The sequence below is a fragment of the Streptomyces sp. PCS3-D2 genome (assembly GCF_000612545.2).
GTDB lineage: Bacteria > Actinomycetota > Actinomycetes > Streptomycetales > Streptomycetaceae > Streptomyces.
The window spans coordinates 811,948-835,045 of sequence record NZ_CP097800.1 but is presented as its reverse complement, the minus strand read 5'-3'; the positions used below and the strand labels follow the sequence as shown (position 1 = coordinate 835,045).

Sequence of the window (23,098 nt, the reverse complement as noted above, 5' to 3'; positions counted from 1 at the left end):
CTTACCCGGTCTCATGTATGTGTTAGGGTGTGCGCATGGAGAACACGACGGGTCTGCGCGAGAGCAAGAAGCTCCGTACACGCCGCCAGCTGGCGGCCACGGCGCTGGAACTCTTCCTGGAGCGGGGCTTCGACACCGTGTCGGTGGCCGATGTCGCCGCGGCTGCCGAGGTGTCCAAACCCACCCTCTTCCGGTACTTCCCCACCAAGGAGGACCTGCTCCTCGACCGGTTCGCCGACCACCAGGACGAGGCGGCGCGTATCGTCCGCGACCGGCCGGCGGGCCGGTCGCCGGTCCGTGCCGTACACGACCACTTCCTGACGGCCCTCGCCGAGCGGGACCCGATCACCGGGCTCTGCGACCATCCGGAGGTCCTCGCGTTCCAGCGGCTCCTCTACTCCACGGCCAGCCTGGAATCCCGCCTGGCCCACTATGCCGACCGTGAGGTCGAGCTGCTCGCCGCCGCCCTGGAGTCGGAGTCGGCCCCGCCGCTCGCGGCCAGGCTGGCGGCCGTCCACCTCGTGGCGGTCCGCCACGAGCTGGGGCGGGAGAACTGGCAGCGGCTCGATGCCGGGCAGAGCGCCGACGAGGCCCACCCGGCCGCCGTGGCCGACGCCGACCTCGCCTTCGGCATGCTCGCGGACGGCCTCGACCGGCTCCTGCCCGCCGCCCCGCACGTCCCCGCCTGAGGCGATCCGCGCGCAAACCTCCGGGCGAGGCCTCCGCCCGCCCCGGCCGCGGGGTCTGCGCCAGGGTCACGCCATCAGCATGCGCTGCAGCTCGCGTGCCGCGCGCGGCGGATCCACGTCGGTGCGGTGGGCCAGTGCGATGGTCCGGCGCAGCGGCGAACCGGCCAGTGGCGTGGTCCGCAGGCCCGGGCCCGCGTTGGCCACCACCATCGCCGGGACCACCGCCACGCCCAGACCCGCCCGTGCGAAGCCCAACACCGCGTCCATCTCGCCGCCCTCCACGGTGAAGGTGGGCTCGAAGCCCTCCGCCCTGCAGGCCGCCACCGTGAGCTCGCGCAGGTCATAGCCGTGCCGGAACATCACCATCGGCTCGTCGCGCAACGCGGCGATGGTCAGCTCCCTGCCCCCGCCGGGCGCCGGGAGCTTCGTCGAAGACACCACTACCAGGTCCTCCGTCAGCAGCTCCACGGTCGTCAGGGCCGGTGCGGAGGGTGGCAGCGGCAGCGCGATCAGCGCCAGGTCCAGAGCCCCGCGCGCCAGCTCCCGTACCAGGTCGAGCGAACCGCTCTCCTCGATCAGCAGCTCGATCCCCGGATGCGCGGTGTGGAAGGCCCGCAGCACACCCGGCAGCAAACCCGTGCACACGCTCGGGGTGGCCCCCAGCCGGATCCGCCCCCGTCGCAGCTGCGCCAGTTCCTGCACCTCCAGCCGCGCCGTGTCCGCGTCCGCCAGGATCCGCCGCGCCAGCGGCAGCAGGGTCTCGCCCGCGTCCGTCAGCGCGATGTTGCCCCGGGCGCGGCTGAAGAGCTCGGCCCCCAGCTCCCGCTCCAGCGCCTTGATCTGCTGGGAGAGCGACGGCTGGGCCACGTGCACCCGCTCCGCGGCCCGGGTGAAATGCCGGGTCTCCGCGACGGCGACGAAGTAGAGGAGCTGCTGAAACTGCATAGGGCCTGTCTATCAAGATGACCGACATCATGTCTTGGACCTTCCGGGGCCTGCCTCCTTACCGTCGAGGGCATGGCTCTGGCACCGCGCACCCGGACGAGCGCCCCCTCGTTCTGGGGCTCCACCATCGGAAAGAAGACCGTCATGGCGGTCTCCGGGCTCATCATGCTCGGGTACCTCGCCGTGCACATGCTCGGCAACCTCAAGATCTTTTTCGGGGCGGACGAGTTCAACGGCTACGCCCACTGGCTGCGCACCCTCGGTTCGCCCTTCCTCCACTACGAGTGGGCCCTGTGGATCGTCCGCTTGGTGCTCCTCGCCGCAGTCGTCGCGCACGCCGTCTCCGCCTACCAGCTCAGCCGGCTCGACATCAGGGCCCGCCCCGTCTCGTACGTCCACAAGCGCCGCCGCGCGAGCTACGCCACCCGCACCATGCGCTGGGGCGGCGTCATCCTCGGCCTGTTCATCGTCTGGCACCTGCTGGACCTCACCACGCTCACCGTCAACGAGCGCGCCTGGGCCGGCCACCCGTACGAGAACGTCCTCGCCACCTTCTCCACCTGGTACGGGAACACCATCTACATCGTGGCCATGGCCGCGCTCGGCCTGCACATCCGGCACGGCTTCTGGAGCGCGGCCCAGACCCTCGGCGCCGGCCGGGCCCGGCGCGAGCGGACGCTGAGGACCCTCGCGAACACCTTGGCCTTCGTCCTCTTCGCGGGCTTCGTGTCCGTCCCCGTCGCCGTCATGACCGGAATGGTGAACTGACCGTGAGCAGCTACGCGCACCACACCACCGGCGAGCCCATCGCCGACACCAAGGCCCCCGGGGGCCCCATCGCGGACCGCTGGGACCGGCGACGCTTCGAGGCCAAGCTCGTCAACCCCGCCAACCGCCGCAAGCACACCGTGATCGTCGTCGGCACCGGCCTGGCCGGCGGATCGGCCGGCGCGACCCTCGCCGAACAGGGTTACCGCGTCGTCCAGTTCTGCTTCTCCGACTCCCCGCGCCGGGCCCACTCCATCGCCGCGCAGGGCGGCATCAACGCCGCCAAGAACTACCGCAACGACGGCGACTCGGTGCACCGCCTCTTCTACGACACCGTCAAGGGCGGCGACTTCCGCGCCCGTGAGTCCAACGTGCACCGCCTCGCCCAGATCTCCGTCGAGATCATCGACCAGTGCGTGGCCCAGGGCGTCCCCTTCGCCCGCGAGTACGGCGGCCTCCTGGACACCCGCTCCTTCGGCGGCGTCCAGGTCTCCCGCACCTTCTACGCCCGCGGCCAGACCGGACAGCAGCTCCTTCTCGGCGCCTACCAGGCGCTTTCCCGGCAGATCGCCGCCGGCAACGTCGACCTGCACGCCCGCACCGAGATGCTCGACCTGATCGTCGTCGACGGAGTGGCCCGCGGCATCGTCGCCCGTGACCTGATCACCGGCGAGATCTCCACGCACTACGCCGACGCCGTGGTGCTGGCGAGCGGCGGCTACGGCAACGTCTTCTACCTCTCCACCAACGCCATGAACTCCAACGCGACCGCCGTCTGGCGGGCGCACCGGCGCGGCGCCTACTTCGCCAACCCCTGCTTCACCCAGATCCACCCCACCTGCATCCCGCGCACCGGCGACCACCAGTCCAAGCTCACCCTCATGAGCGAGTCCCTGCGCAACGACGGCCGCATCTGGGTTCCCAGGGCCAAGGGGGACACCCGCTCCGCCGCCGACATCCCCGAGGCGGAGCGCGACTACTACCTGGAGCGGATCTACCCCTCGTTCGGCAACCTCGTGCCCCGTGACATCGCCTCCCGCGCCGCCAAGAACGTCTGCGACGAGGGCCGCGGCGTCGGTCCCGGCGGGCAGGGCGTCTACCTCGACTTCGCCGACGCCATCCGCCGCATGGGCCGTGACAAGGTCGCCGAGAAGTACGGCAACCTCTTCGAGATGTACGAGCGGATCACCGCGGAGAACCCGTACGAGGTGCCCATGCGGATCTACCCCGCCGTGCACTACACGATGGGCGGACTGTGGGTCGACTACGACCTCCAGACCACCGTCCCCGGACTGTTCGCGGTCGGCGAGGCGAACTTCTCCGACCACGGCGCCAACCGCCTCGGTGCCTCCGCCCTGATGCAGGGCCTCGCCGACGGCTATTTCGTACTCCCCTCCACCATCAACGACTACCTGGCCCGTCACCCGCACCGCGACGCCGTCGACGACACCCACCCCGAGGCGGTGGCCGTCGTACGCGAGACCCGCGAGCGGCTGGAGAACCTCCTCGCCGTCGACGGGGACCGCACCCCCGACTCCTTCCACCGCGAGATCGGTGAACTGATGTGGGAGTACTGCGGGATGGCCCGTAGCGAACAGGGCCTGCGCAAGGCGCTGGAGCGCATCCCGCAGATCCGGGAGGAGTTCTGGCGCCGCATCAAGGTCCCCGGGAGCGGAGAGGAGTTCAACCAGTCGCTGGAGAAGGCCAACCGCATCGTCGACTACCTCGAACTCGCCGAGCTGATGTGCCTCGACGCGCTCCACCGCGCCGAATCCTGCGGAGGCCACTTCCGCGAGGAGTCCCAGACCCCGGACGGCGAGGCGGCCCGCCAGGACGAGGCCTTCGGCTATGCCGCCGCCTGGGAGTTCACCGCCACCGGCACCGCCCCCGTCCTGCACAAGGAAGACCTCGTCTTCGAGTACGTCCACCCCACCCAGCGGAGCTACGCATGAAGCTCACCCTGCGCGTCTGGCGCCAGCGCGGCGCCGCCGCCCCCGGCCACATGGCCTCCTACGAGGTCGACGGGATCTCCGAGGACATGTCCTTCCTGGAGATGCTCGACACCCTCAACGAGGACCTCATCCTGCGCGGTGAGGATCCGGTCGCCTTCGACCACGACTGCCGCGAGGGCATCTGCGGTGCCTGCAGCCTCGTCATCAACGGCGACGCCCACGGTCCCGAGCGCACCACCACCTGCCAGCTCCACATGCGGTCCTTCGCCGACGGCGACACCATCGACGTCGAGCCCTGGCGGGCCGCGGCCTTTCCCGTGGTCAAGGACTTGGTCGTCGACCGGGGTGCCTTCGACCGGATCATCCAAGCCGGCGGCTACATCACCGCTCCCACCGGCTCGGCCCCCGAGGCACACGCCACCGCAGTGCCCAAGGCCGACGCCGACTTCGCCTTCGAGCACGCCGAGTGCATCGGCTGCGGCGCGTGCGTGGCGGCGTGCCCCAACGGTTCGGCGATGCTGTTCACCTCCGCCAAGGTCAACCACCTCAACGTCCTCCCGCAGGGCTCGCCGGAGCGGGAGACCCGCGTCCTGGACATGGTGGCTCGTATGGACGAGGAGGGCTTCGGCGGGTGCACCCTCACCGGCGAGTGCGCCACGGCCTGCCCGAAGGGCATCCCGCTCCCGTCGATCGCCGCCATGAACAAGGAGTGGCTGCGGGCCGTCCGCAAGGGTCCCCGCTGACCCGTCCGGCCGCACCCCACGGCGCAGGAGCCCGGCCGGCCCGGGGCCCTGCGCCGATCGGCTGACCGGGCGGGCGGCTGCCGTGCCGTGCCCCGGCGGCGCCCTGGGCATGGGACACAGTGGCTCCATGCCAGAAGCCGCCGCCAGGACCGGACCACGCCGCAGAGCCGTACTGGCCGCCGCCCTCGCGCCGCTGTCCGCGGCCGGCTGCTCCGGCGGGGAAGCGCCCCGCGGCCCGGCACCCGGGCCGCAGACCGCGCACAAGGACGCCGTGATCATGGTCATCCGGCACGCGGAGAAGCCGTACGCCGGGGACTCCGGCTGGGATGAGGACGGCGAGGACGACCCCGGCTCGCTGGCCGGGCGGGGCTGGCGCCGGGCCGAGGAACTGCCCCGGCTCTTCTCGCCGTCCAGGGGCTCCTCGCTGCCCCGACCCGCCGCGGTCTTCGCCGCCGGCGGCAAGGGCGGAGCCCCCGCCCGGTGTCGGCAGACCGTGTCCGCGCTGGCCACCGCACTGCGCACGCCGGTGCGGGCGGAGTTCGCCGTCGGCGCCGAAGCGGCCCTCGCGCACGCCGCGCTGGCCGGGCCCATGCCCGTACTCGTCTGCTGGGAGCACGCCGGGATTCCCCGCCTGGTGCGAGCCCTGGGCGCCGGCCAGGTCCTCGGACTTCCCGCGACCTGGCCCGACCGCTACGACCTGGTCTGGCAGTTCACCCGCCGCGGGGAGCGGTGGAGCTTCCGCGAACTGCCCCAGCAGCTCCTGTCCGGTGACGCCTGAGCTTCACGGGTACCGGTACAGCTCGTTCCCGTCGGCATCCACGGGCAGGACCGGGTCGCCGTTCGGCCCGACCACGAGTACGTCCGCGTGGTGCTGCAGCTCGAACGGCTGGTCGGGCACACTGCTGCCCGTCCAGGGCCGGTCCGCGCACCCCGAGCCCACGGTCACGGCCGCGACCCTCGCCCCGCGGCTCCAGCCAGTCGCTCCAGCCGTACGGTTCGATGAAGAGCCCCTGCCGTCTCCGGAGCACGCACGCCCCTATCCGGCCGCTCCGGTGCGGTTCGCGAGGGCCCGGGCCAGGTACGGAGCCGTCCGGCTGCCCGGTGAACCGGCCACCTCCTCCGGCGTGCCCGCGGCGACGATCCGGCCGCCGTCCGCGCCGCCGCCCGGACCCAGGTCGATCACCCAGTCCGCGCCCGCCACCACGCCCATGTCGTGCTCCACGACCACCACCGAGTGCCCGGCGTCCACCAGTCCGTGCAGCTGCCGCAGCAGCACGCGCACGTCGGCCGGGTGCAGCCCCGTCGTCGGCTCGTCCAGCAGGTACAGCGTGTGGTCCCGGCGCAGTCGCTGGAGCTCCGTCGCCAGCTTGATCCGCTGCGCCTCGCCGCCCGACAGCTCCGTGGCCGGCTGCCCCAGCCGCAGGTAGCCCAGCCCGATCTCCTCCAGTGCCCGCAGACTGCGCGCCGCCGCCGGGACGTCCGCGAAGAACCGGGCGGCGGACTCCACCGTCAGCGCCAGCACCTCTGCGATGTCCAGGCCCCCGTACCGGACCTCCAGTGTCTCGGGGTTGTACCGCGCCCCGCCGCAGTCCGGGCACGGGGCGTACGTACTCGGCAGGAACAGCAGTTCCACCACGACGAAGCCCTCGCCCTGGCACGTCTCGCACCGGCCGCCTGCCACGTTGAAGGAGAACCGGCCCGCCCTCCAGCCGCGCGCCCTCGCCTCCGGGGCCTGTGTGAAGAGCCTCCGCACCACGTCGAACAGGCCGGTGTACGTGGCCAGGTTGGAGCGGGGGGTCCGGCCGATCGGCTTCTGGTCCACCTCCACCAACCGCCGTACGGGGAAGCCGGGCCCGGAGATCCGCCCGCCCACCTCCCGGGCCAGTGCCTGGCCCACCAGCGTGGACTTCCCCGAACCCGACGCCCCGGTCACGGCGGTGAACACCCCGAGCGGGAAGGCCACCTCCAGACTGCGCAGGTTGTGCCGGTCCACCCCGCTCAGGAGCACCTCCCCGGTCGGCCTGCGCAGCTCCCGGACGGGCTCCGCCGGCTCCCGCGCCGGAAACAGGTGCCGGGCCGTCGCCGACTCCGCCACGCCGGCCAGGGCCGCGGGCGGCCCGCTGTGCAGCACCCGCCCGCCACGCTCGCCGCCGAGCGGCCCCACGTCCACCAGCCAGTCCGCGTGCCGCACCACGTCCAGATGGTGCTCGACGACGAAGACGGTGTTCCCGGCCTGCTTCAACCGGTCCAGTACGCCGAGCAGGGCCTCGGTGTCGGCCGGATGCAGCCCGGCAGACGGCTCGTCCAGCACGTACACCACGCCGAACAGCCCCGACCGCAACTGTGTGGCCAGCCGCAGCCGCTGCAGCTCGCCCGCGGACAGGGTCGGCGCGGTCCGGTCCAGGCTCAGGTAGCCGAGGCCGAGTTCCGTGACGGGCCCGATCCGCGCACGCAGGTCGTCGGTGAGGACGCGCGCCGCCTCCCCGCCCACGGGCGCGGAGGCGAGCAGGGCGTCCAGATCCGTCAGCGCCAGCCCGGTGAGCTCGGCGATGGTCCGCCCCGCGAAGGTGACGGCGAGGGCCTCCGGGCGCAGTCGGAGCCCCTCGCACTCCGGACACGGCGCGTCGGCGAGGAACGTCTCGGCACGGGCCCGCAGGGTGGCGCTCCTGCTGTCTGAGAAGGTGCGCAGGACGTACCGGCGTGCGCTCATGTACGTTCCCTGATAGGGCCGTTGGATCCGGTCCGGGTCGCGCACCGGGTGCACGGTCACCACCGGCTGCTCCTCGGTGAACAGGATCCACTCGCGGTCCTTCGCGGGCAGCTCCCGCCACGGCCGGTCCACGTCGTGGCCGAGCGTCTCCAGGATGTCCCGGAGGTTCTTGCCCTGCCAGGCGCCCGGCCAGGCGGCGATGGCACCCTCGCGGATCGACAGCCCGGGGTCGGGGACCAGCAGCTCCTCGCTGGTGCGGTGGATCCGGCCGAGCCCGTGGCAGGAAGGGCAGGCTCCGACGGCCGTGTTGGGCGAGAACGCGTCCGAGTCCAGCCGCCGCGCACCCGGCGGATACGTACCGGCCCGGGAGAACAGCATCCGCAGGGAGTTGGACAGCAGCGTGACCGTACCGACCGAGGAGCGCGAGCCGGGTGAGGAGCGGCGCTGCTCCAGCGACACCGCGGGCGGCAGCCCGGTGACGGAATCCACCTTCGGGGCGCCGATCTGGTGGATGAGGCGGCGGGCGTACGGAGCCACGGACTCGAAGTACCGGCGCTGGGCCTCTGCGTACAGGGTGCCGAAGGCGAGCGAGCTCTTCCCGGATCCGGACACCCCGGTGAACACGGTCAGCGCGTCGCGGGGGATGTCCACGTCGACGCCGCGCAGGTTGTGCTCCCGAGCCCCCCGCACCCGTACGCAGGGGTCGTGGCCGTGGTCGGTGCGGGCTTCGGTGGACTGGTGCATTCACCCCAGTTTACGGGCCCTTGTGGGTGGGGGAGGCCAGGAGTGGGGCCGGGTGGCCGCGCCCACCGTCGAGGATGCCTCAGGCCGTCGAGCGGGTTGCGCCCCGGCCCTGTGTCGTTCCGCCCGACAGGCTCCTCGCACCGCTGGTCCGGTTGTCTGCGCTCCCCGACTCCCACCCCGGGGGGCCCGCGATACGGGCCAGGCGCGTGTACGAGTCCAGCAGGGCCGTCCGGTCGTACGTCGAGGTGGTGACCAGCAGCTCGTCCGCCCCGGTGAGTTCTGCGATCTCGGACAGCTCGGCCGCCACCCGGTCCTCCGTCCCGTGGATATGCCCGGCGAGGGCGCGCTCGTACAGGTCCCGCTCCCTCGGGCTCATCTCCAAGGACTCGATCTCCTCGGCCGGACGGAGTGCGGGGAAGCTGCCCCGGGTGCGGGAATACGCGGTGGACCAGGCCTCCGGGAGCAGGATGCGCCGGGCCTCCTCGGTGGTGGCCGCGACGGCCACCGCGCCCGAGACCACGACGTACGGCTCCGCGGCCCGCGCGGAGGGCCGGAACTCCTTCCGGTAGGCCGTCACGATCCCGGCGACCCGCTCGCGGTCGCGCAGGTCGCCCACGACCAGCGGCAGGCCCGCCCGGGCGGCGATCCCGGCACCCTCACCCGTGGCCAGTACGTACGCGGGTATCCGCAGCCCTTCCGCCGGGCGGGCGTGCACCCCGGGGTAGGCCCGCTGGGTGCCTTCGAACCAGCCGAGGAGCTCGAAGAGCTGCTCCTCGAAGCGGTCGGCGTCCCCGGTGTCCCGGCCCAGGGCGCGCCGGATGCCGCTCGTGAAGCCGACCGAGCGGCCGAGCCCCATGTCGATCCGGCCGGGGAAGAGCGATTCCAGTACGCCGAACTGCTCCGCGACCACGAGGGGCTGGTGGTTGGGCAGCATGACCCCGCCCGTGCCGACCCGGATCCGGTCCGTCGCCCCGGCGACCGCGGCGGCCAGCACGGTCGGTGCCGAGCCCGCGGCGCCGGGCACGCTGTGGTGCTCCGACACCCAGAAGCGGTGGTAGCCGAGCCCCTCCGCTGCCCGGGCCAGCGCGACGGTGTCGCGCAGGGCCTGCGGGGCCGGGTGGTCCTGGCGGGTGCGCGACCGGTCGAGTATCGAGAGTTTTCGGATCACATAGGTCTCAACGCCCGGGGGCCGGGTGGATTCCCGCCGGGGCGGCGCCGGCCCGGCGGGTGCTCTGCTGCCGGCAGGACCCGGCACTAGGCTGGTCGGATGAGCGGGAAGAGCACTCCGCGGCCGCCGCTGGCCGTCTTCGACATCGACAACACCCTGGCCGACACCGCCCACCGGCAGCATTTCCTGGAGCGCCGCCCCAGGGACTGGGCCGGCTTCTTCGGTGCGGCCCCGGCCGATCCGCCGCTCGCGCGGGGGATCGCGCTGGCGGCGCGGAGCTCGGCCGACTGCGAGGTGGTGTACCTGACCGGGCGGCCCGAGCGGTGCCGCGCGGACACGGTGGAGTGGCTCACCCGGCACGGCCTGCCCGAGGGGCGGTTGTGGATGCGCGGCAACCAGGACCGGCGGCCGGCCCGGACGACCAAGCTGGAGGTGCTGGGACGGATCGCGCGCGGCCGCGAGGTGCGCATGCTCGTCGACGACGACGAGCTCGTCTGCCGGGCCGCGCGGGCGGCCGGCTTCCGGGTCGTCGTCGCCGACTGGGCGGCACAGGCGCCCGAGCTCACCGCCGGCCAGCAGGTCGAGGGCCGGACCTGAGCGGACTGCCGCGGGTCGTGCCCGTTGCGCGGGCCGGCCGCCGATGCGGGGGCTCTCGGCCCGGTCCGACCGGCAGCGCCTCCCGTGGGGACGGGACTCAGTCGTCGCCTTCGAGGCGGAAGCCGACCTTCAGTCCCACCTGGTAGTGCGCGATCTCCCCGTTCTCGATGTGGCCGCGCATCTGGACGACCTCGAACCAGTCCAGGTTCCGTACGGTCCGGCCCGCACGGGCGATCCCGTTGCGAATGGCCTGATCGATGCCCTCTTGAGAGGTGCCGACGATCTCGGTCACCCGGTAGGTGTGGTTGGACATGAGGTCTCCCGACAGTGGGTCGCTTTTGCCTGGTTCTACGGTGCCCCAGTAAGTCCGGCTCCGCGAACTTTGCGTGAACAATCCTGAGCGAAAGACCCTTGACCGGCCTATTGGTCTATGCCAATTTCGAGCCATCTGAGACCGAGCCCCAGAAGGTGACCCTCTTGAAGATGCGCTTCCTCGCCGTGTGCACGGCCCTCGCGGCCGCGACCGCCCTGACGGGCTGCGGCCAGTCGGCCGATCAGGCCGCAGGGCGGCAGAAGGTGACGCTCTGGCTGATGAAGGGCAGTGCCTCGGCGGACTTCATCGACTCGTTCACCACGTCCTTCGAGCAGGAGCACCCCGACCTCGACCTCGATGTCAGGATCCAGGAGTGGACGGGCATCGGAGACAAGGTCAACGCCGTGCTGGACGGCACGAGCACGGAGCCCGCCGACGTGATCGAGGTCGGCAACACCCAGGTCGCGCAGTACATCGAGACCGGCGGCCTCTCCGAACTCACCCTCGAAGGGCTGCGCGAGTGGGGCAGCAAGGACTGGCTCAAGGGCCTCGCCGAGCCGGGGAGCGTCAACGGCGCCCAGTACGGCGTCCCCTGGTACGCCGCCAACCGTGTGGTCGTCTACCACAAGGACCTCTTCGCGAATGCCGGGATCAAAACCCCGCCCAAGAACCGCCAGGAGTGGATCCAGGCCACCCAGAAGCTCGACAAGGGCGACCAGCAGGGCATCTACCTGGCGGGCCAGAACTGGTACGTCCTCGCCGGCTTCATCTGGGACGAGGGCGGCGAGCTCGCCGTCGAGACGGGCGGCAAGTGGGTCGGCACCCTCGACGACGACAAGGCCCTGGCCGGCATGGAGTTCTACCAGCAGCTCCAGGCCCTCGGCGACGGCCCGAAGGCCGCGGACGAGGAGACGCCCCCACAGGCGCAGGTCTTCGCCCGCGGCCAGGTCGCGCAGATCATCGCCCCGCCCGGCCAGGCCGCCGAGATCGAGGCGGCCAACCCCGAGCTCAAGGGCAAGCTCGGCTTCTTCCCGATCCCCGGCAAGACCTCCGACAGGGCCGGATCCGTCTTCACCGGCGGTTCCGACCTGATCATCCCGGAACGGACCGGGCACCGGAAGGCGGCCGTGGCGGTGATCACCGCCCTGGTCAGCGAGAAGTGGCAGACCGCGCTGGCCCGCACGATGAGCTACGTACCGAACAAGACCACCCTCGCGCACCTGGTCGAGGGCGACGAGGGCGCCACCAGCATGGCCCCCGGCGCCGCCCAGGGCAGAGCCACCCCGACCTCCGCCCGCTGGGCCGAGGTCGAGGCGAAGAACCCGATCAAGCCCTACATGACGGCCGTGCTCACCGGACAGGACCCCCGGCAGGCCGCCCGGACGGCCTCCGCGGAGATCGGCCGCGTCCTCAGCTCCGACCGCTGATCCAGGCGCCCTCGGGGCGTGGTACCGGCGAGTTCGCCGTTCGCACACCCGAGGGCCGCAGAGCGGTCACGTCGAATCCAGCCGGTCACGGAAGAAGTAGAGGAGCCAGGCCACCCCGGCCGGCCTGGCCCTCCGTGCCCGGTTCAGGAGCCGCCATGACCATCGCACCCCTGTCCCCTTCCCTCTCCACGGCGCCCGCCTCCCCCCTCCTCGCCCCCGAACCCGCCCCGGCCAAGGCCGCCGCCCCCGGCCCCCACTACACCGTTCGCCTGGCCCGCGACGAGGACGAGGTGAGGGCCGCCCAGCGCCTGCGCCACCAGGTCTTCGCAGGCGAGCTCGGTGCCCGCCTCGACGGCCCCGAGCCGGGCCTCGACGCCGACGCCTTCGACGCCTACTGCGACCACCTCCTCGTCGTCGACGAGGAGGCCGAGCAGGTCGTCGGCACCTACCGGCTGCTGCCCCCCGAGCGCGCCGCCGTCGCGGGCCGGCTCTATTCCGAGGGAGAGTTCGACCTCTCCGCGCTCGCACCGATCCGCCCCGACCTCGTCGAGGTCGGCCGCTCCTGCGTGCACCCCGACCACCGCAACGGCGCCGTCATCGCCCTCATCTGGGCCGGTCTCGCCCACTACATGGACCGCACCGGACACAACTGGCTCGCCGGCTGCTGCTCGATACCGCTCGCCGACGGCGGCGTCCTCGCCGCGGCCACCCGCGAGCGCGCCCTCACCCGCAGCCCCGCACCCGAGGAGTACCGGGTCACCCCGCACGTCCCGTGGAAGCCCGAAGGCATCGCCTTCCCGGACCGCATGGAACTGCCACCGCTGCTGCGCGGCTACCTGCGCCTGGGCGCCTGGGTCTGCGGCGAGCCCGCCTTCGACGCCGGGTTCGGATGCGCCGACCTGTACGTCCTGCTCTCCCTGCGCCGGACCAACCCGCGCTACCTCAAGCACTTCCGTTCGCTCATCCCGGGCGCATGAGCGTCTGGCTGCCCACCTCGCCCTGCACCCCCGAGGCCTGCGCCGGCCACGAGGGGCGCACCGCGAGCCTTCCGCACGCGGTGCTGCGGCTCACCGGCGCCGTGGCCCTGATCCTGCTGGGGATCCTGGGCGCCCCGCCGGTCCGGCTGCTGCCGGCCGGCCCCCGGCACGCGGTGATACGCGCCTGGTCGGCCGCGCTGGTGCGCGCCTTCGGCATACGGATCAGCGTGCACGGCAGCGCGGGCCGGCGCGGCGGCCGCCTGCTCGTCGCCAACCACATCTCCTGGCTCGACATCCCGCTCGTCGCCGCAGTCCTGCCCAGCCGGATGCTGGCCAAGAGCGACATCCGGGCCTGGCCCGTCCTCGGCCGCCTCGCCGCCCGGGCCGGGACCCTGTTCATCGAGCGCGACCGGATCCGCGCACTGCCCGCCACCGTCACCACGATGACCCGCGCGCTGCTCGCCGGCGACCGCGTCACCGTCTTCCCCGAGGGCTCCACCTGGTGCGGGCGCGCCCGGGGCCCCTTCCGCCGGGCCGCCTTCCAGTCCGCATTGGACGCGAGGGTCCCCGTACAGCCCGTGCATCTCGCCTACCTCCAGGCCGACGGCACTCCGGCCGGCGCGCCCGCCTTCGTCGGGGACGACCCGCTCACCGCCTCGCTGTGGCGGATCGCCCGCGCCCGCGGGATCCGGGCCGAGGTCACGCTGCTGCCGCGGATCCCGCCGGGCCGGTACACGGACCGGCGGGACCTCGCTGCGGCGGCCCAGCGGGCCGTGGCCGGCCGTGCTCCGGAGGCGACACGGCCGGCCACGCCCGATCAGGCCCGGCCCACCGGCCCGTCGGCGACCGACAGGGACAGCGCGAAGCGGCCGGCCGCGTCCGTCCACCACTGGGTCAGCTCCAGTCCGGCCGCGGCCAGCTCCTTGCGCACGCCCTCCTGACGGAACTTCGCCGACACCTCCGTCAGGATCTCCTCACCCTCCGCGAAGGCGACCACCAGATCCAGGTCCCTGACCTTCACCGTCAGCTCTGACCGGGCCCGCAGCCGCATCTCGATCCACTCCTGCTCCCTGTTCCACACCGCCACGTGCTCGAAGTCGGCGGTGTGGAAATCGGCGTCCAACTCCCGGTTGATGACCGCCAGCACGTTCTTGTTGAACTCGGCCGTCACCCCCCGGGCGTCGTCGTACGCCGTCACCAGCACGGCCTCGTCCTTCACCAGGTCCGTGCCCATCAGTAGCGCGTCCCCGGGCGACAGCATCGCCCGCACGGACGCCAGGAACACCGCCCGCTCCGGAGGCAGCAGGTTTCCGATGGTGCCGCCCAGGAACACCACCAGCCGCGGGCCGGGGGAGTCCGGCAGCTCCAGCGCACGGGTGAAATCGGCCAGCATGGCGTGCACCCGCAACCCCGGATGGTCGGCGAGCAGTGCGGTGGCCGCCCCCCGCAGGGCGCTCTCGCTCACGTCCACCGGTACGTACATCTCCAGCGCGGGCATCGCCTCGATCAGGTGCCGGGTCTTCTCGGAGGAACCGGACCCCAGCTCGACCAGGGTACGGGCGCCGCTCCCCGAGGCGATCTCCCGAGCCCGCTCCAGCAGGATCTCGCGCTCCGCACGGGTCGGGTAGTACTCGGGCAGCCGGGTGATCTCCTCGAAGAGCTCACTGCCCCGCGCGTCGTAGAACCACTTGGGCGGCAGCACCTTGGGCGTACGGGTCAGCCCTTGCAGCACGTCCGCGCGCAGTGCGGTCTCCGCAGCGTCCTCGTCGAGGGTCCGGGTCAACTGAAAGCTGTTCACGTGCGGTTCTCCTTGAGCGGGGTCAGGCGGACCCGCGAACGGGTGGCGGTCAGCAGGGTCCGGTCGGGCACTTCGCACCACCGGGAGTCGTCGTCGTACGGCTCGGACGCCACCACGGTGCGCCCCGCCCCCGGATCGGCCAGATACCAGAGCGAATCGCCCCAGGCCGTCGCGGCGATCGCCGCGCCGTCGGTGAGCAGCAGGTTCAGCCGGGAGCCGGGCGCGACCGAGGACAGCTCCCGCACGGGCTCGGCGAGCGCCGTGCCGAGGTCGTCCCCGGCCCGCAGCCGGCGCCGTACCAGGGCCCAGACCAGCGCCGAATCCGTACGGGCCGCCAGCTGGAGCAGTTCCTCGGGCGGCAGCGCCGCGGCGACCGGGGCCGCCGACGTGGGCCAGCCGGGCACCGCGCCGTTGTGGCTGAAGAGCCACGGCCCGTCCGTGAACGGGGCGGCCGCGGCCTCCCCGTCGGCCCCGGCCAGGGTGGCGTCCCGTACGGCGGCCAGCAGGGCCCCGCTGCGTACCACCCGGGCGAGGTCGGTGAGGGCCAGGTCGCCCCAGATCGGCCCGGCGCGGCGGTAGCGGGCGGGTACCGGGTCGCCCTCGGCGTACCAGCCGATGCCGAACCCGTCGGCGTTGACCGTGCCGTGCTGCTGGCGGCGCGGCTCCCAGGACTGGCGCACCAGTGAGTGCTCGGGCTCGCTCAGCAGCCTCCCGAGCGGCACCACCGGACCGAGATAGGCGAGATGACGGCACATCAGACGTCCCTCGCGGTGCGGAATCCGGAGAAGATCTGCCGGCGCACCGGCAGGTCCCAGTTGCGGAAGGTGCCCCGGCAGGCCACCGGGTCCACCGCGAAGGAACCGCCCCGCAGCACCTTGTGTTCCGGGCCGAAGAACACCTCCGAGTACTCCCGGTAGGGGAAGGGGCGGAAGCCCGGATAGGGCAGGAAGTCGGACGCCGTCCATTCCCAGACGTCGCCGATCAGCTGGCGCACCCCGAGCGGGGACGCCCCGGCCGGGTAGCTGCCCGCACGGGACGGGCGCAGATGCCGCTGCCCCAGGTTGGCGTGCACGGGGGTCGGGTCGCCGTCGCCCCACGGGTAGCGGGCCGAGCGGCCGGTCGCGGGATCGAAGCGGGCCGCCTTCTCCCATTCCGTCTCGGTGGGCAGTCGGCGCCCCGCCCAGCGGGCGTAGGCGTCCGCCTCGTACCAGCTGACGTGCAGAACCGGTTCTTCATCAGGGACGGGCTCGGTCACCCCGAAACGGCGGCGCAGCCACTGCCCGCCCTCCCGGTACCAGAAGAGCGGCGCCTCGATGGAGTGCCGGCGGACCTGCTCCCAGCCTGCCGCCTCCCACCAGCGGGGTTCGCGGTAGCCCCCGTCGGCGATGAAGGCGCGGTACGCCGCGTTCGTCACCGGCAGCGTGTCCATCCAGAACGCCGCGGTCTCCCGCTCGTGTGCCGGCCGTTCGTTGTCGAGCGCCCAGGGCTCGGCGGACGTGCCCATCGTGAAGGGGCCCGCGGGTATGAGGACCTCGGCGGCGGCAGGAGGGGCGTAGGGGGCGTCCGGCTCAGGGGCGGTCAGCACGGGTGCGCCCCGCCGGAGTTGATGGGTGATCAACATGGTCTCGTCGTGCTGCTGCTCGTGCTGGGCGATCATCCCGAAGGCGAAGCCGTCGTCGAGCAGCGCACTGCCCTCCAGCGGGGTGCTCTCCAGCAGGTCGAAGACCCGGCCGCGCACCTCGGCCGCGTACCGGCGGGCCTGCTCGGGCCCCAGCAGCGGCAGCTTCGGACGCTCGGCGCGCGGATGCTCGAAAGCGTCGTAGAGGGGGTCGATCTCCGGGTGCATCGACTCGCGTCCGGCCACCCGCCGGAGCAGCCAGAGCTCCTCCTGGTTCCCGATGTGCGCCAGGTCCCAGACCAGCGGCGACATCAGGGGAGAGTGCTGGGCGGTCAGGTCGGCGTCGGTCACCGCGTCAGTGAGCGCCGCCGTCCTGGCCCGCGCGGCCGTCAGTGAGGCGGCCGCCCGTTCCCGCAGCCCGGGGTGGGATTCGGTGGTCACCTCAGGTCCTCCTTCCCTTCGGGCCGCAGCTGCGGCGGTTCGTCACCCGGACATCGGCCGCGCCGCACGAAGCGTTCGTTGAAGGCGCCGACGGCGTCCCGGACGTGCGTGGTCGCGCCGAGCCGGGGCAGTGCCTCCGCGGCCGCGCGGAAGCAGGTCTTGGCGGCCGCCCGCAGCTCGGGATCGGCCAGGCCGTTGCGGGCGGCGGACCGCCACAGCGGGTTGCGGGGCGCGGGCTGCGAGCCGTAGGAGTCGGCCAGTGCCTTGGTCACCCGGTAGGCGGTCTCGGCGGCCTCCGGGTCGTCGAACAGCGCGTGTACGACGGCCACCGGTACCAGCCAGCCGTCGTCGCCGGGCTGTGCGTCGATCATGCGCAACTCCATGTGACCGCGCGGTCGCACGGGCGGGAACAGCGTGGTGAGGTGGTAGTCGAGATCCTCGGCGGTGGGGGCCCGCAGGGCCTGGTTCCCGTCGCCCGCGCGCAGCCAGTCGCGGAAGGTCGTCCCGCGCGGGACGCCCCACGCCTCGCCCTCCTGCGACCGTACGCACATCACCTCGGTGTCCAGTGCCTGGCGCACCCAGCCGTCCCGTGGATCCGCCTCCAGCGGCGGGGCGAGCGTGCGCCGGCTGTCCAGGTCGTTCCAGATCCCCTGCCGGGAGCAGCGCCATCCGGCATACGGGCCTTCGTGCGCGGGGGAGTTGGCGAACGCTGCCACCAGGACCGCGCCCAGCAGGTGGGCGAGGCGCCAGCGCCGGCCGTGGCCGAGCACGCCGGGCTCCTCGTGGCCGGCGTCCACGCAGACCTGCACGGAGGCGGAGGCGCACATCATGGTGCGGCCGGCCGGGCCGGTGCGGTCGAAGTAGGCCTCCATCGCGTCGTAGCGCGGGCTGTTCAGCAGCCGGTGGTACGGGAGGCGGGGATCGCGACCGAGGCCGTGCAGGACGAGCCCCTGCTCCCGCAGGGCGGCCCGGACGGCGGTGAGGTCGTCCTGGAGGAGGCCGACGCAGCCGGTGAGGGAGGTGGCGGGGGCCGAGCTGAGCTCCAGCTGGCCGCCGGGTTCGACGGTCACCCGCGAGTTCAGGGCCAGTGCGCGGGCCGCGGCGTGAGCCGCTCGGAGCCGTTCGGGTGTCACGCGCAGTCCCGGCCGCTCGGCGTCCAGGACCAGCCATTCGAGTTCGGCGCCGATGAGGCGGGGGGGACCGGTCTTGAAGCAGATTCCGTGGATCAGGTGCTCCGCCTCCGTCTCGCTGATCGCGGGCGAGGGGGGAGTGTCAGGCATGGGCGGGGGAACGGGTGGGTCGAAGGGCATGACCGGGTCCTCTTCTCCTGTCGTCGGCCGTGACATCACCCGTGTCTACCCCTCCTCCGGGCACAAAACCCATTGCCGCCGGGGAACGGGCTTGCACAGGATGGCGGCGTGAGCAGCAGATTGCGCGAGATCGCGCGGGAGAACGCGGAAATCCTGGCGTCCGGCGGCTACCGGACGCGGTCGGGGCGGCAGGTTCCGCTCGCCGCCGCCCTGGCGGACGCCAAGGCGGGAACCAGGATATATGGACCGAACCAGGTCATTCCAGGCGAAGGGCTGGTGGGTGGAGGCCTGGCGACGGCCGTCGAGGTCACGGGGGAGAGCAGTACGGTCGCGGCCCGTAGGCTCGCGGAGGGTGCTCCCGGGGACCCGGAGGCGGGGTCGGCCGGGGCGTCGGTGGCGGTCCTGAACTTCGCCTCGGCCCGAAATCCCGGGGGCGGCTACGTCCGCGGGGCCAAGGCGCAGGAGGAGGCTCTGTGCCGTGCGTCCGCCCTGTACGAGACGCTGCTGGAGGCCGCGGAGTACTACGAGGTGCACCGCGCGGAAGTCAGCACCTTCTACACCGACCGGGTGATCCACTCGCCCGGGGTGCCGGTTTTCCGCGACGACCGGGGCGAACTGATGGAGTCGCCGTTCCTGGCCGGTTTCCTGACCTCGCCCGCCCCGAACGCGGGCACGATCCTGCGGCAGGAGCCGGAGCGGGCCGCCGAGATCCCCGCGGCGCTGGCCCGGCGCGCGGAGCTCGTCCTGGAGGTGGCGGCGTCGCACGGGTACCGGCTGCTGGTGCTGGGGGCCTGGGGGTGCGGGGTGTTCCGCAATGACCCGGCCGAGGTGGCCGAGGCCTTCCGCGGGCTGCTGGCGGGCCGGTTCGCGGGGACCTTCGAACGGGTGGTGTTCGCGGTGCTGGACCGCAAGCCGGACACCCGGGAAGCCTTCGAGCGGGCCTTCGCGGACTTCGCTGCCTGACGCCGGGGAGCCCCGGCGTCCACCGGAACGGGCGGCCGGGCCGCCGGAGCCGCCGCGGCTGCCGCCGGGCCGGGAGCCTGCCGGGTCGGGAGCCCGCCGGCCCGGCTGTGCCGTTGAGCCGCTGCGGCCGGGCCGCGGTCGCCAGGCGGTCGCCGGCCCCGCCGTGGCGTGGGCCCGCCGGTTCGGAAAGGCCGCCGGGCGGCGGGTGCCGCGCAGCCGGGACGGTTCGCCGTCCCGGCCCGGTGCGTTCCCGCGGCTACTGCCAGCCGTAGCGCTCGCGCAGCCGGTTCACCACGAGTCCGAAGCGTCCCCGGTCCAGTGCGCAGGCCTCCCGCCGCATCCCCGACTCGTGCACCCGCAGCACCCGGTCGACGTCCACCCACGACTCCCGACCCGCGCTGTCCCACGGGCCCGTCCCGATCGGCACCCATTCGTGGTCGTGGTCGTGCCGCTTGCTGGACAGCTGTACGGCGAACAGCGTCGGGCCGCCCGGCTCGCGGGCCACGACCAGCACCGGCCGGTCCTTGCCGCGGCCGTCGTTCTCCTCGAAGGGCACCCAGGTCCACACGATCTCGCCGGGGTCGGGGTCGCCGTCGGGATCCGGGGCGTACTCGGTCCGTACCGGCCCGAGGGCGCGCGGATCGGCCTCCGTGGTGGCGGTGGCGCCGTCGCGGCCCGGTTGCTCCGTGTAGCCGTTGCTGTGCTGTGAAAGTGCCGTCATTGCGGGGAGGTTACTGGTTTCTCGGCGTGAAGGACAGCCGCGGGGGGTCACGCTCCGCATCCGTCGCCCGTGCCGCTGGCGGAACCGCAGTGCGCAGCTGTGGCGAGAAGCGCGCCGTCTGAGGGATCGTGCGCCCGGTTCACCGTGGGGTTGCGCCGCGACTCACCGGCTTGACACAACGGTGTCGATGTCAGCTCCGGTGCCGGGCTTCGACCGGTGAGAGACGGTCGTTGGCGGTCGGCAGCAGCGCAGGGGACGGCAGAGGGCTGAGCACGTTGCGCCGCCACGTCGCGACGAGGATCACGGGGATCAGCACGAGCGAGAACCGTCCCATGAAGAGGGTCACCGGCTCCGTCTCCAGCAGAGCAGGGAGGGCGAAGTAGGCGAACATGAGCCCGACCGTGAGGACGAGGACGAGGGCTCTGGCGATCCGCTCCGGCTCGAATCGGCAGGTGCCCAGTGTGTACGGGAGGATGTCGCGGTAGAGGTCGGTGATCGCCCAGATGACGCCCCACGTGCCGACGACGAAGATCCACCACCGAGACATTCCGCTCGCCAGGACGAAGTGCGTCACATCGCCGTCGGGTGCGAAGTTCCGCATGGGAACGTAGTCGTAGAGGTTCGCCAGGCTGCTGAAGAAGTACCAGAACAGCACGTACAGGACGACCGGGCGTCGGGCGAGCCAGGTTCGCTTCACGAGCCCGAAGCGAACGAGCAGGTAGGGCAGCAGGTTGCCGATGCCGAGGCCAGCGAACGCCACGACCGCGACCTGGGTGTTCTTCCCGGCGGCCAGCGCGGCGGTGTAGTCGACGTTCTCGTCGATGTGCGCGAGGAGCGTGATGTTCCAGAGGCTGCTCCCTCCCCAGTCGATGTTGCCCGGCTCGTTCTTGATGCCCAGCGTCCAGGCCGTCACCGAGTGGGAGAACTCATGGGGGAGGACCGCGAGATAGTGCGTCAGCACGAAGATCAGAGGTGTGAGGCCGGTGAGCCACCACACCAGTCGTGAGTCCGTTCGGGTTCTCGTCTCCACCTTGACACCTCACACCTGGACGATGCGCAGCCTTCCTGCCACCGCCGTCCCCGAGCCGCCGGGCCTTGCCCGGGCCTCGTCGGGCCGGGCGGGGGACAGGCAGGGCAGGTCAGGCCGTGCTCGCCTCGTGGTGCGCGCCGGTGCACAGCGCCCAGACGATGAGGATGTTGACCGCGATGAGGACCAGAGCCCACAAGGGGTAGTACGGCAGCCAAAGGAAGTTGGCGAACGCGCCCAGGCCGGCGATCGTGATGCCGAGATAGCGGGCCCACAGGGCGCCGCTGAAGAGGACGGCGCAGCCGGCCGCCATCAGGGCGATGCCCAGGATGAGGTGTACCCAGCCCCAGCCGGTCAGGCTGAACTCGAACACGTAGTGGCGGGTCACGACGAACAGGTCGTCGCTGGCGAGTGCGGCGATCCCCTCGAAGAACGCCATCAACCCGCCGAAGATCATCAGGGCCGCCGCCAGGACGGTTCTGCCCGACGTGGCCGCGTTCCACGGGTCCGGATGGGTGCGGGCCGTCTGCGGCCTGCCGGCGTCAGTGGCCATTGCGAACTCCTCGGGTGGCAGGGCCGGCCGGGCGGGGCCGGAACCGGCGAGATTCCCCCCTTCAGCGTGTCACGGGGACTCACCCCCGGCATTCCGGCCCGTCCGTGTCCGCCCGTTCCCGCCGCGTGCCGCCTCAGCCCGGTCGCCGCGCCGCCCAGTTCTCCGCCGCCTCCAGCTGCGCCGCCAGCCCCAGCAGCATCGGTTCCGAGTCCGCAGGGCCGAGGAACTGCGCGCCCATCGGCAGCCCGTCGGCCGTCAGCCCGGCCGGGACGTTCACCCCGGGCCAGCCCAGGACGTTCCACGCCCAGGCATAGGGGCAGGCGGCGATCATCGCCCGGTCCGTGGCCATGGCCCCCATCCCGGCCAGCGCGCCGATCCGCAGCGGGGGAGTGGCCGTCGTCGGGGTCAGGACCACGTCGAAGCGCCCGAAGATCTCGCCGACCCGCCTGCGCAGCAGGGCCTCCGCCCGGCGGGAGACCCGCAGCGGCAGACCGCCCAGCAGTCGGCCCGTCCGTACGGCCCCGTGCGTACGCGGATCCAGCAGCGCCGGGTCCGGCATCCGCGCGGCCCAGTCGCGTACGCCGCTGGTCGCGCGGGGTACGAAGGTCAGGCCGATCGGGCCGTAGCGGGGGTCCTCCGGGATCACCTCGTGGCCCAGCGACTCCAGCCGGGTGGCCAGCCGCTCCACGGCGCACCGCACTTCCGGGTCCAGTGACGTGGGCGTCGCGGTGAAGGGCATGCCGAAGGACAGGGCGATCCGCAGCCGGCGCGGGGGGCGCCGGGCCGCCTCGACCGCGCAGATGCGCGCCGGGCGGTGCAGGTCCTCGGGATGCGGTCCGCTCGCGGCGTCCAGCAGCAGTGCCGCGTCCGCGACCGTGCGGGCCAGCACGCCGTTGACCGTGAGCCCGTTGAAGGACTCCGGTTCCGGCCAGGTGGAGATGCGTCCGCGCTGCGGTTTCACCCCGACCAGATGGGTCCAGGCGGCCGGGATCCGCACCGACCCGGCCCCGTCGGAACCGAGCGCGGCCGGAACCAGGCCCGCCGCCACGGCGGCCGCCGAGCCGCCCGAGGAACCACCGGGCGTGTAGGACCGGTTCCACGGATTGCGGGTCGCACCGAAGGCTCCGCCTTCGGTGAAGGGCCACTGGCCCAGCTCCGGCGTCTGGGTCTTGCCGACGATGACCGCCCCGGCCGCCCGCAGCCGGCGCACCGCCTCGCTGTCGGCGGTCTTCGGGGTGAAGGATCCGGCGCAGCCGAACGCCGTCGGCTCACCGGCCACGTCCATGTCGTCCTTCACCGCGATCGGCACGCCCAGCAGCGGCAGCCGTTCGCCGGCGGCGAGCCTGCGGTCGGCCGCGTCCGCTTCGGCGAGCGCGGCTTCGGCGCGCACGGTCCGGAAGGCGTTGAGCTCGGGCTGTGCCGCGGCGATCCGACGCAGCACCTGCTCGGTCAACTGCCGTGCCGAGAGGTGTCCTTCCGCGAGCGCGGCGGCCGTCTCGACCAGTCCGCCGGCCGTCGCCGGCTTCTCCGTGCACTGGGCCGGCGCCGCTGCCGCGGCTGGACCCGAGGACTCCGACATCGTGAACCACTCCCCCCATTACCGATCGGTAGGGAGACGGTATCGGGGAGGGGGA

The 23,098-nt window shown here is 72.7% G+C and carries 22 protein-coding genes and 1 pseudogene; 10 read left to right on the top strand and 13 right to left on the bottom strand.

Going from position 1 to position 23,098, the window contains the following annotated elements:
* Positions 1 to 35: 35 nt before the first annotated feature.
* On the top strand, positions 36 to 689 hold the full coding sequence (locus AW27_RS03520; RefSeq protein ID WP_037916532.1) for a TetR/AcrR family transcriptional regulator: 654 nt from the start codon (positions 36 to 38) through the stop codon (positions 687 to 689).
* Between the two features lie 66 nt (positions 690 to 755).
* Here AW27_RS03520 and AW27_RS03515 read toward each other — a convergent pair whose 3' ends face one another.
* Positions 756 to 1,634 (bottom strand): LysR family transcriptional regulator, encoded by an 879-nt coding sequence (locus tag AW27_RS03515; RefSeq protein WP_037916535.1) that lies wholly within the window; start codon positions 1,632 to 1,634, stop codon positions 756 to 758.
* Between the two features lie 72 nt (positions 1,635 to 1,706).
* On the opposite strand from AW27_RS03515, the gene AW27_RS03510 reads away from it, so the two are divergent.
* The 4 genes from AW27_RS03510 to AW27_RS03495 all read left to right on the top strand — a co-directional run bounded on the left by AW27_RS03510 (position 1,707) and on the right by AW27_RS03495 (position 5,875).
* Positions 1,707 to 2,402, top strand: a complete 696-nt coding sequence (locus AW27_RS03510; RefSeq protein ID WP_037916537.1) for a succinate dehydrogenase — start codon at positions 1,707 to 1,709, stop codon at positions 2,400 to 2,402.
* A gap of 2 nt (positions 2,403 to 2,404) precedes the next feature.
* Positions 2,405 to 4,354 (top strand): fumarate reductase/succinate dehydrogenase flavoprotein subunit, encoded by a 1,950-nt coding sequence (locus tag AW27_RS03505; protein WP_037916538.1) that lies wholly within the window; start codon positions 2,405 to 2,407, stop codon positions 4,352 to 4,354.
* The gene (locus AW27_RS03500; RefSeq protein WP_037916539.1) at positions 4,351 to 5,097 is read left to right on the top strand and encodes a succinate dehydrogenase/fumarate reductase iron-sulfur subunit; all 747 of its coding nucleotides are present in this window, start codon (positions 4,351 to 4,353) and stop codon (positions 5,095 to 5,097) included. The genes AW27_RS03505 and AW27_RS03500 overlap by 4 nt, the downstream gene beginning before the upstream one ends.
* 127 nt (positions 5,098 to 5,224) lie before the next feature.
* Positions 5,225 to 5,875, top strand: a complete 651-nt coding sequence (locus AW27_RS03495; RefSeq protein WP_236647466.1) for a hypothetical protein — start codon at positions 5,225 to 5,227, stop codon at positions 5,873 to 5,875.
* 3 nt (positions 5,876 to 5,878) lie between these two features.
* Here AW27_RS03495 and AW27_RS03490 read toward each other — a convergent pair whose 3' ends face one another.
* The 3 genes from AW27_RS03490 to AW27_RS03480 form a co-directional block, all read right to left on the bottom strand.
* The gene (locus AW27_RS03490) at positions 5,879 to 6,043 is read right to left on the bottom strand and encodes a hypothetical protein (protein ID WP_157840167.1); all 165 of its coding nucleotides are present in this window, start codon (positions 6,041 to 6,043) and stop codon (positions 5,879 to 5,881) included.
* 90 nt (positions 6,044 to 6,133) lie between these two features.
* Positions 6,134 to 8,551, bottom strand: a complete 2,418-nt coding sequence (locus AW27_RS03485) for an excinuclease ABC subunit UvrA (RefSeq protein WP_052030078.1) — start codon at positions 8,549 to 8,551, stop codon at positions 6,134 to 6,136.
* A 79-nt stretch (positions 8,552 to 8,630) separates the two neighbouring features.
* Positions 8,631 to 9,719: an LLM class flavin-dependent oxidoreductase gene (locus tag AW27_RS03480; RefSeq protein ID WP_052030079.1), complete on the bottom strand. Its 1,089-nt coding sequence runs from the start codon at positions 9,717 to 9,719 to the stop codon at positions 8,631 to 8,633.
* Positions 9,720 to 9,818: 99 nt separating this feature from the next.
* Here AW27_RS03480 and AW27_RS03475 point away from each other — a divergent pair, with 99 nt between their 5' ends.
* Positions 9,819 to 10,316 carry a phosphatase domain-containing protein gene (locus AW27_RS03475; RefSeq protein ID WP_037916541.1) on the top strand — a complete coding sequence of 166 codons (498 nt, stop codon included), beginning with the start codon at positions 9,819 to 9,821 and terminating at the stop codon, positions 10,314 to 10,316.
* 97 nt (positions 10,317 to 10,413) lie between these two features.
* Here the strand turns inward: AW27_RS03475 and AW27_RS03470 are convergent, their stop codons facing one another.
* A complete protein-coding gene (locus AW27_RS03470) occupies positions 10,414 to 10,629 on the bottom strand; it encodes a dodecin (protein ID WP_037916543.1) in 216 nt (71 codons plus the stop codon).
* Positions 10,630 to 10,793: 164 nt separating this feature from the next.
* Here AW27_RS03470 and AW27_RS03465 point away from each other — a divergent pair, with 164 nt between their 5' ends.
* The 3 genes and pseudogenes from AW27_RS03465 to AW27_RS34335 all read left to right on the top strand — a co-directional run.
* Complete coding sequence (locus AW27_RS03465) at positions 10,794 to 12,056, top strand: extracellular solute-binding protein (protein WP_037916545.1); 1,263 nt, start codon at positions 10,794 to 10,796, stop codon at positions 12,054 to 12,056.
* Between the two features lie 155 nt (positions 12,057 to 12,211).
* Entirely contained in the window at positions 12,212 to 13,033 is an 822-nt protein-coding gene (locus tag AW27_RS03460; RefSeq protein ID WP_037916548.1) for a GNAT family N-acetyltransferase, read from the top strand.
* Positions 12,946 to 13,557, top strand: a pseudogene (locus AW27_RS34335) (lysophospholipid acyltransferase family protein); the annotation flags it as partial. The gene AW27_RS03460 and the pseudogene AW27_RS34335, both read left to right, overlap by 88 nt.
* A 293-nt stretch (positions 13,558 to 13,850) precedes the next feature.
* On the opposite strand, the gene egtD reads toward AW27_RS34335, so the two are convergent.
* From egtD to egtA, 4 genes are read right to left on the bottom strand one after another with little or no spacing between them, the layout of a single operon-like run.
* A complete protein-coding gene (gene egtD / locus AW27_RS03450) occupies positions 13,851 to 14,831 on the bottom strand; it encodes an L-histidine N(alpha)-methyltransferase (RefSeq protein ID WP_037916550.1) in 981 nt (326 codons plus the stop codon).
* Entirely contained in the window at positions 14,828 to 15,586 is a 759-nt protein-coding gene (gene egtC, locus AW27_RS03445) for an ergothioneine biosynthesis protein EgtC (protein WP_037916553.1), read from the bottom strand. Before egtC ends, egtD begins: the two co-directional genes overlap by 4 nt.
* The gene (gene egtB / locus AW27_RS03440; RefSeq protein ID WP_037916555.1) at positions 15,586 to 16,890 is read right to left on the bottom strand and encodes an ergothioneine biosynthesis protein EgtB; all 1,305 of its coding nucleotides are present in this window, start codon (positions 16,888 to 16,890) and stop codon (positions 15,586 to 15,588) included. The genes egtC and egtB overlap by 1 nt, the downstream gene beginning before the upstream one ends.
* Positions 16,887 to 18,170, bottom strand: coding sequence for an ergothioneine biosynthesis glutamate--cysteine ligase EgtA (gene egtA, locus AW27_RS03435; RefSeq protein ID WP_037918140.1), 1,284 nt, complete (start codon positions 18,168 to 18,170; stop codon positions 16,887 to 16,889). The genes egtB and egtA overlap by 4 nt, the downstream gene beginning before the upstream one ends.
* Positions 18,171 to 18,308: 138 nt before the next feature.
* Between egtA and AW27_RS03430 the strand changes: the two genes are divergently transcribed.
* Entirely contained in the window at positions 18,309 to 19,163 is an 855-nt protein-coding gene (locus AW27_RS03430) for a TIGR02452 family protein (RefSeq protein ID WP_037916558.1), read from the top strand.
* 256 nt (positions 19,164 to 19,419) lie between these two features.
* On the opposite strand, the gene AW27_RS03425 is transcribed toward AW27_RS03430, so the two are convergent.
* The 4 genes from AW27_RS03425 to AW27_RS03410 form a co-directional block, all read right to left on the bottom strand.
* The gene (locus tag AW27_RS03425) at positions 19,420 to 19,884 is read right to left on the bottom strand and encodes a type II toxin-antitoxin system PemK/MazF family toxin (RefSeq protein ID WP_037916560.1); all 465 of its coding nucleotides are present in this window, start codon (positions 19,882 to 19,884) and stop codon (positions 19,420 to 19,422) included.
* Positions 19,885 to 20,074: 190 nt separating this feature from the next.
* Positions 20,075 to 20,914: a hypothetical protein gene (locus tag AW27_RS03420; protein ID WP_157840168.1), complete on the bottom strand. Its 840-nt coding sequence runs from the start codon at positions 20,912 to 20,914 to the stop codon at positions 20,075 to 20,077.
* Between the two features lie 109 nt (positions 20,915 to 21,023).
* Positions 21,024 to 21,464: a DUF7144 family membrane protein gene (locus AW27_RS03415; RefSeq protein ID WP_037916563.1), complete on the bottom strand. Its 441-nt coding sequence runs from the start codon at positions 21,462 to 21,464 to the stop codon at positions 21,024 to 21,026.
* Between the two features lie 133 nt (positions 21,465 to 21,597).
* Positions 21,598 to 23,043: an amidase gene (locus AW27_RS03410; protein WP_078555873.1), complete on the bottom strand. Its 1,446-nt coding sequence runs from the start codon at positions 23,041 to 23,043 to the stop codon at positions 21,598 to 21,600.
* Between the last annotated feature and the right edge of the window lie 55 nt (positions 23,044 to 23,098).

What these genes read in the sequence shown, in the direction of transcription:
- AW27_RS03520 (WP_037916532.1), top strand. Translation starts at nt 36, where the DNA reads ATGGAGAACACGACGGGTCTGCGCGAGAGCAAGAAGCTCCGTACACGC.
- AW27_RS03515 (WP_037916535.1), bottom strand. Translation starts at nt 1,634, where the DNA reads ATGCAGTTTCAGCAGCTCCTCTACTTCGTCGCCGTCGCGGAGACCCGG.
- AW27_RS03510 (WP_037916537.1), top strand. Translation starts at nt 1,707, where the DNA reads ATGGCTCTGGCACCGCGCACCCGGACGAGCGCCCCCTCGTTCTGGGGC.
- AW27_RS03500 (WP_037916539.1), top strand. Translation starts at nt 4,351, where the DNA reads ATGAAGCTCACCCTGCGCGTCTGGCGCCAGCGCGGCGCCGCCGCCCCC.
- AW27_RS03495 (WP_236647466.1), top strand. Translation starts at nt 5,225, where the DNA reads ATGCCAGAAGCCGCCGCCAGGACCGGACCACGCCGCAGAGCCGTACTG.
- AW27_RS03485 (WP_052030078.1), bottom strand. Translation starts at nt 8,551, where the DNA reads ATGCACCAGTCCACCGAAGCCCGCACCGACCACGGCCACGACCCCTGC.
- AW27_RS03475 (WP_037916541.1), top strand. Translation starts at nt 9,819, where the DNA reads ATGAGCGGGAAGAGCACTCCGCGGCCGCCGCTGGCCGTCTTCGACATC.
- AW27_RS03470 (WP_037916543.1), bottom strand. Translation starts at nt 10,629, where the DNA reads ATGTCCAACCACACCTACCGGGTGACCGAGATCGTCGGCACCTCTCAA.
- AW27_RS03460 (WP_037916548.1), top strand. Translation starts at nt 12,212, where the DNA reads ATGACCATCGCACCCCTGTCCCCTTCCCTCTCCACGGCGCCCGCCTCC.
- egtC (WP_037916553.1), bottom strand. Translation starts at nt 15,586, where the DNA reads ATGTGCCGTCATCTCGCCTATCTCGGTCCGGTGGTGCCGCTCGGGAGG.
- egtA (WP_037918140.1), bottom strand. Translation starts at nt 18,170, where the DNA reads ATGCCTGACACTCCCCCCTCGCCCGCGATCAGCGAGACGGAGGCGGAG.
- AW27_RS03425 (WP_037916560.1), bottom strand. Translation starts at nt 19,884, where the DNA reads ATGACGGCACTTTCACAGCACAGCAACGGCTACACGGAGCAACCGGGC.
- AW27_RS03415 (WP_037916563.1), bottom strand. Translation starts at nt 21,464, where the DNA reads ATGGCCACTGACGCCGGCAGGCCGCAGACGGCCCGCACCCATCCGGAC.
- AW27_RS03410 (WP_078555873.1), bottom strand. Translation starts at nt 23,043, where the DNA reads ATGTCGGAGTCCTCGGGTCCAGCCGCGGCAGCGGCGCCGGCCCAGTGC.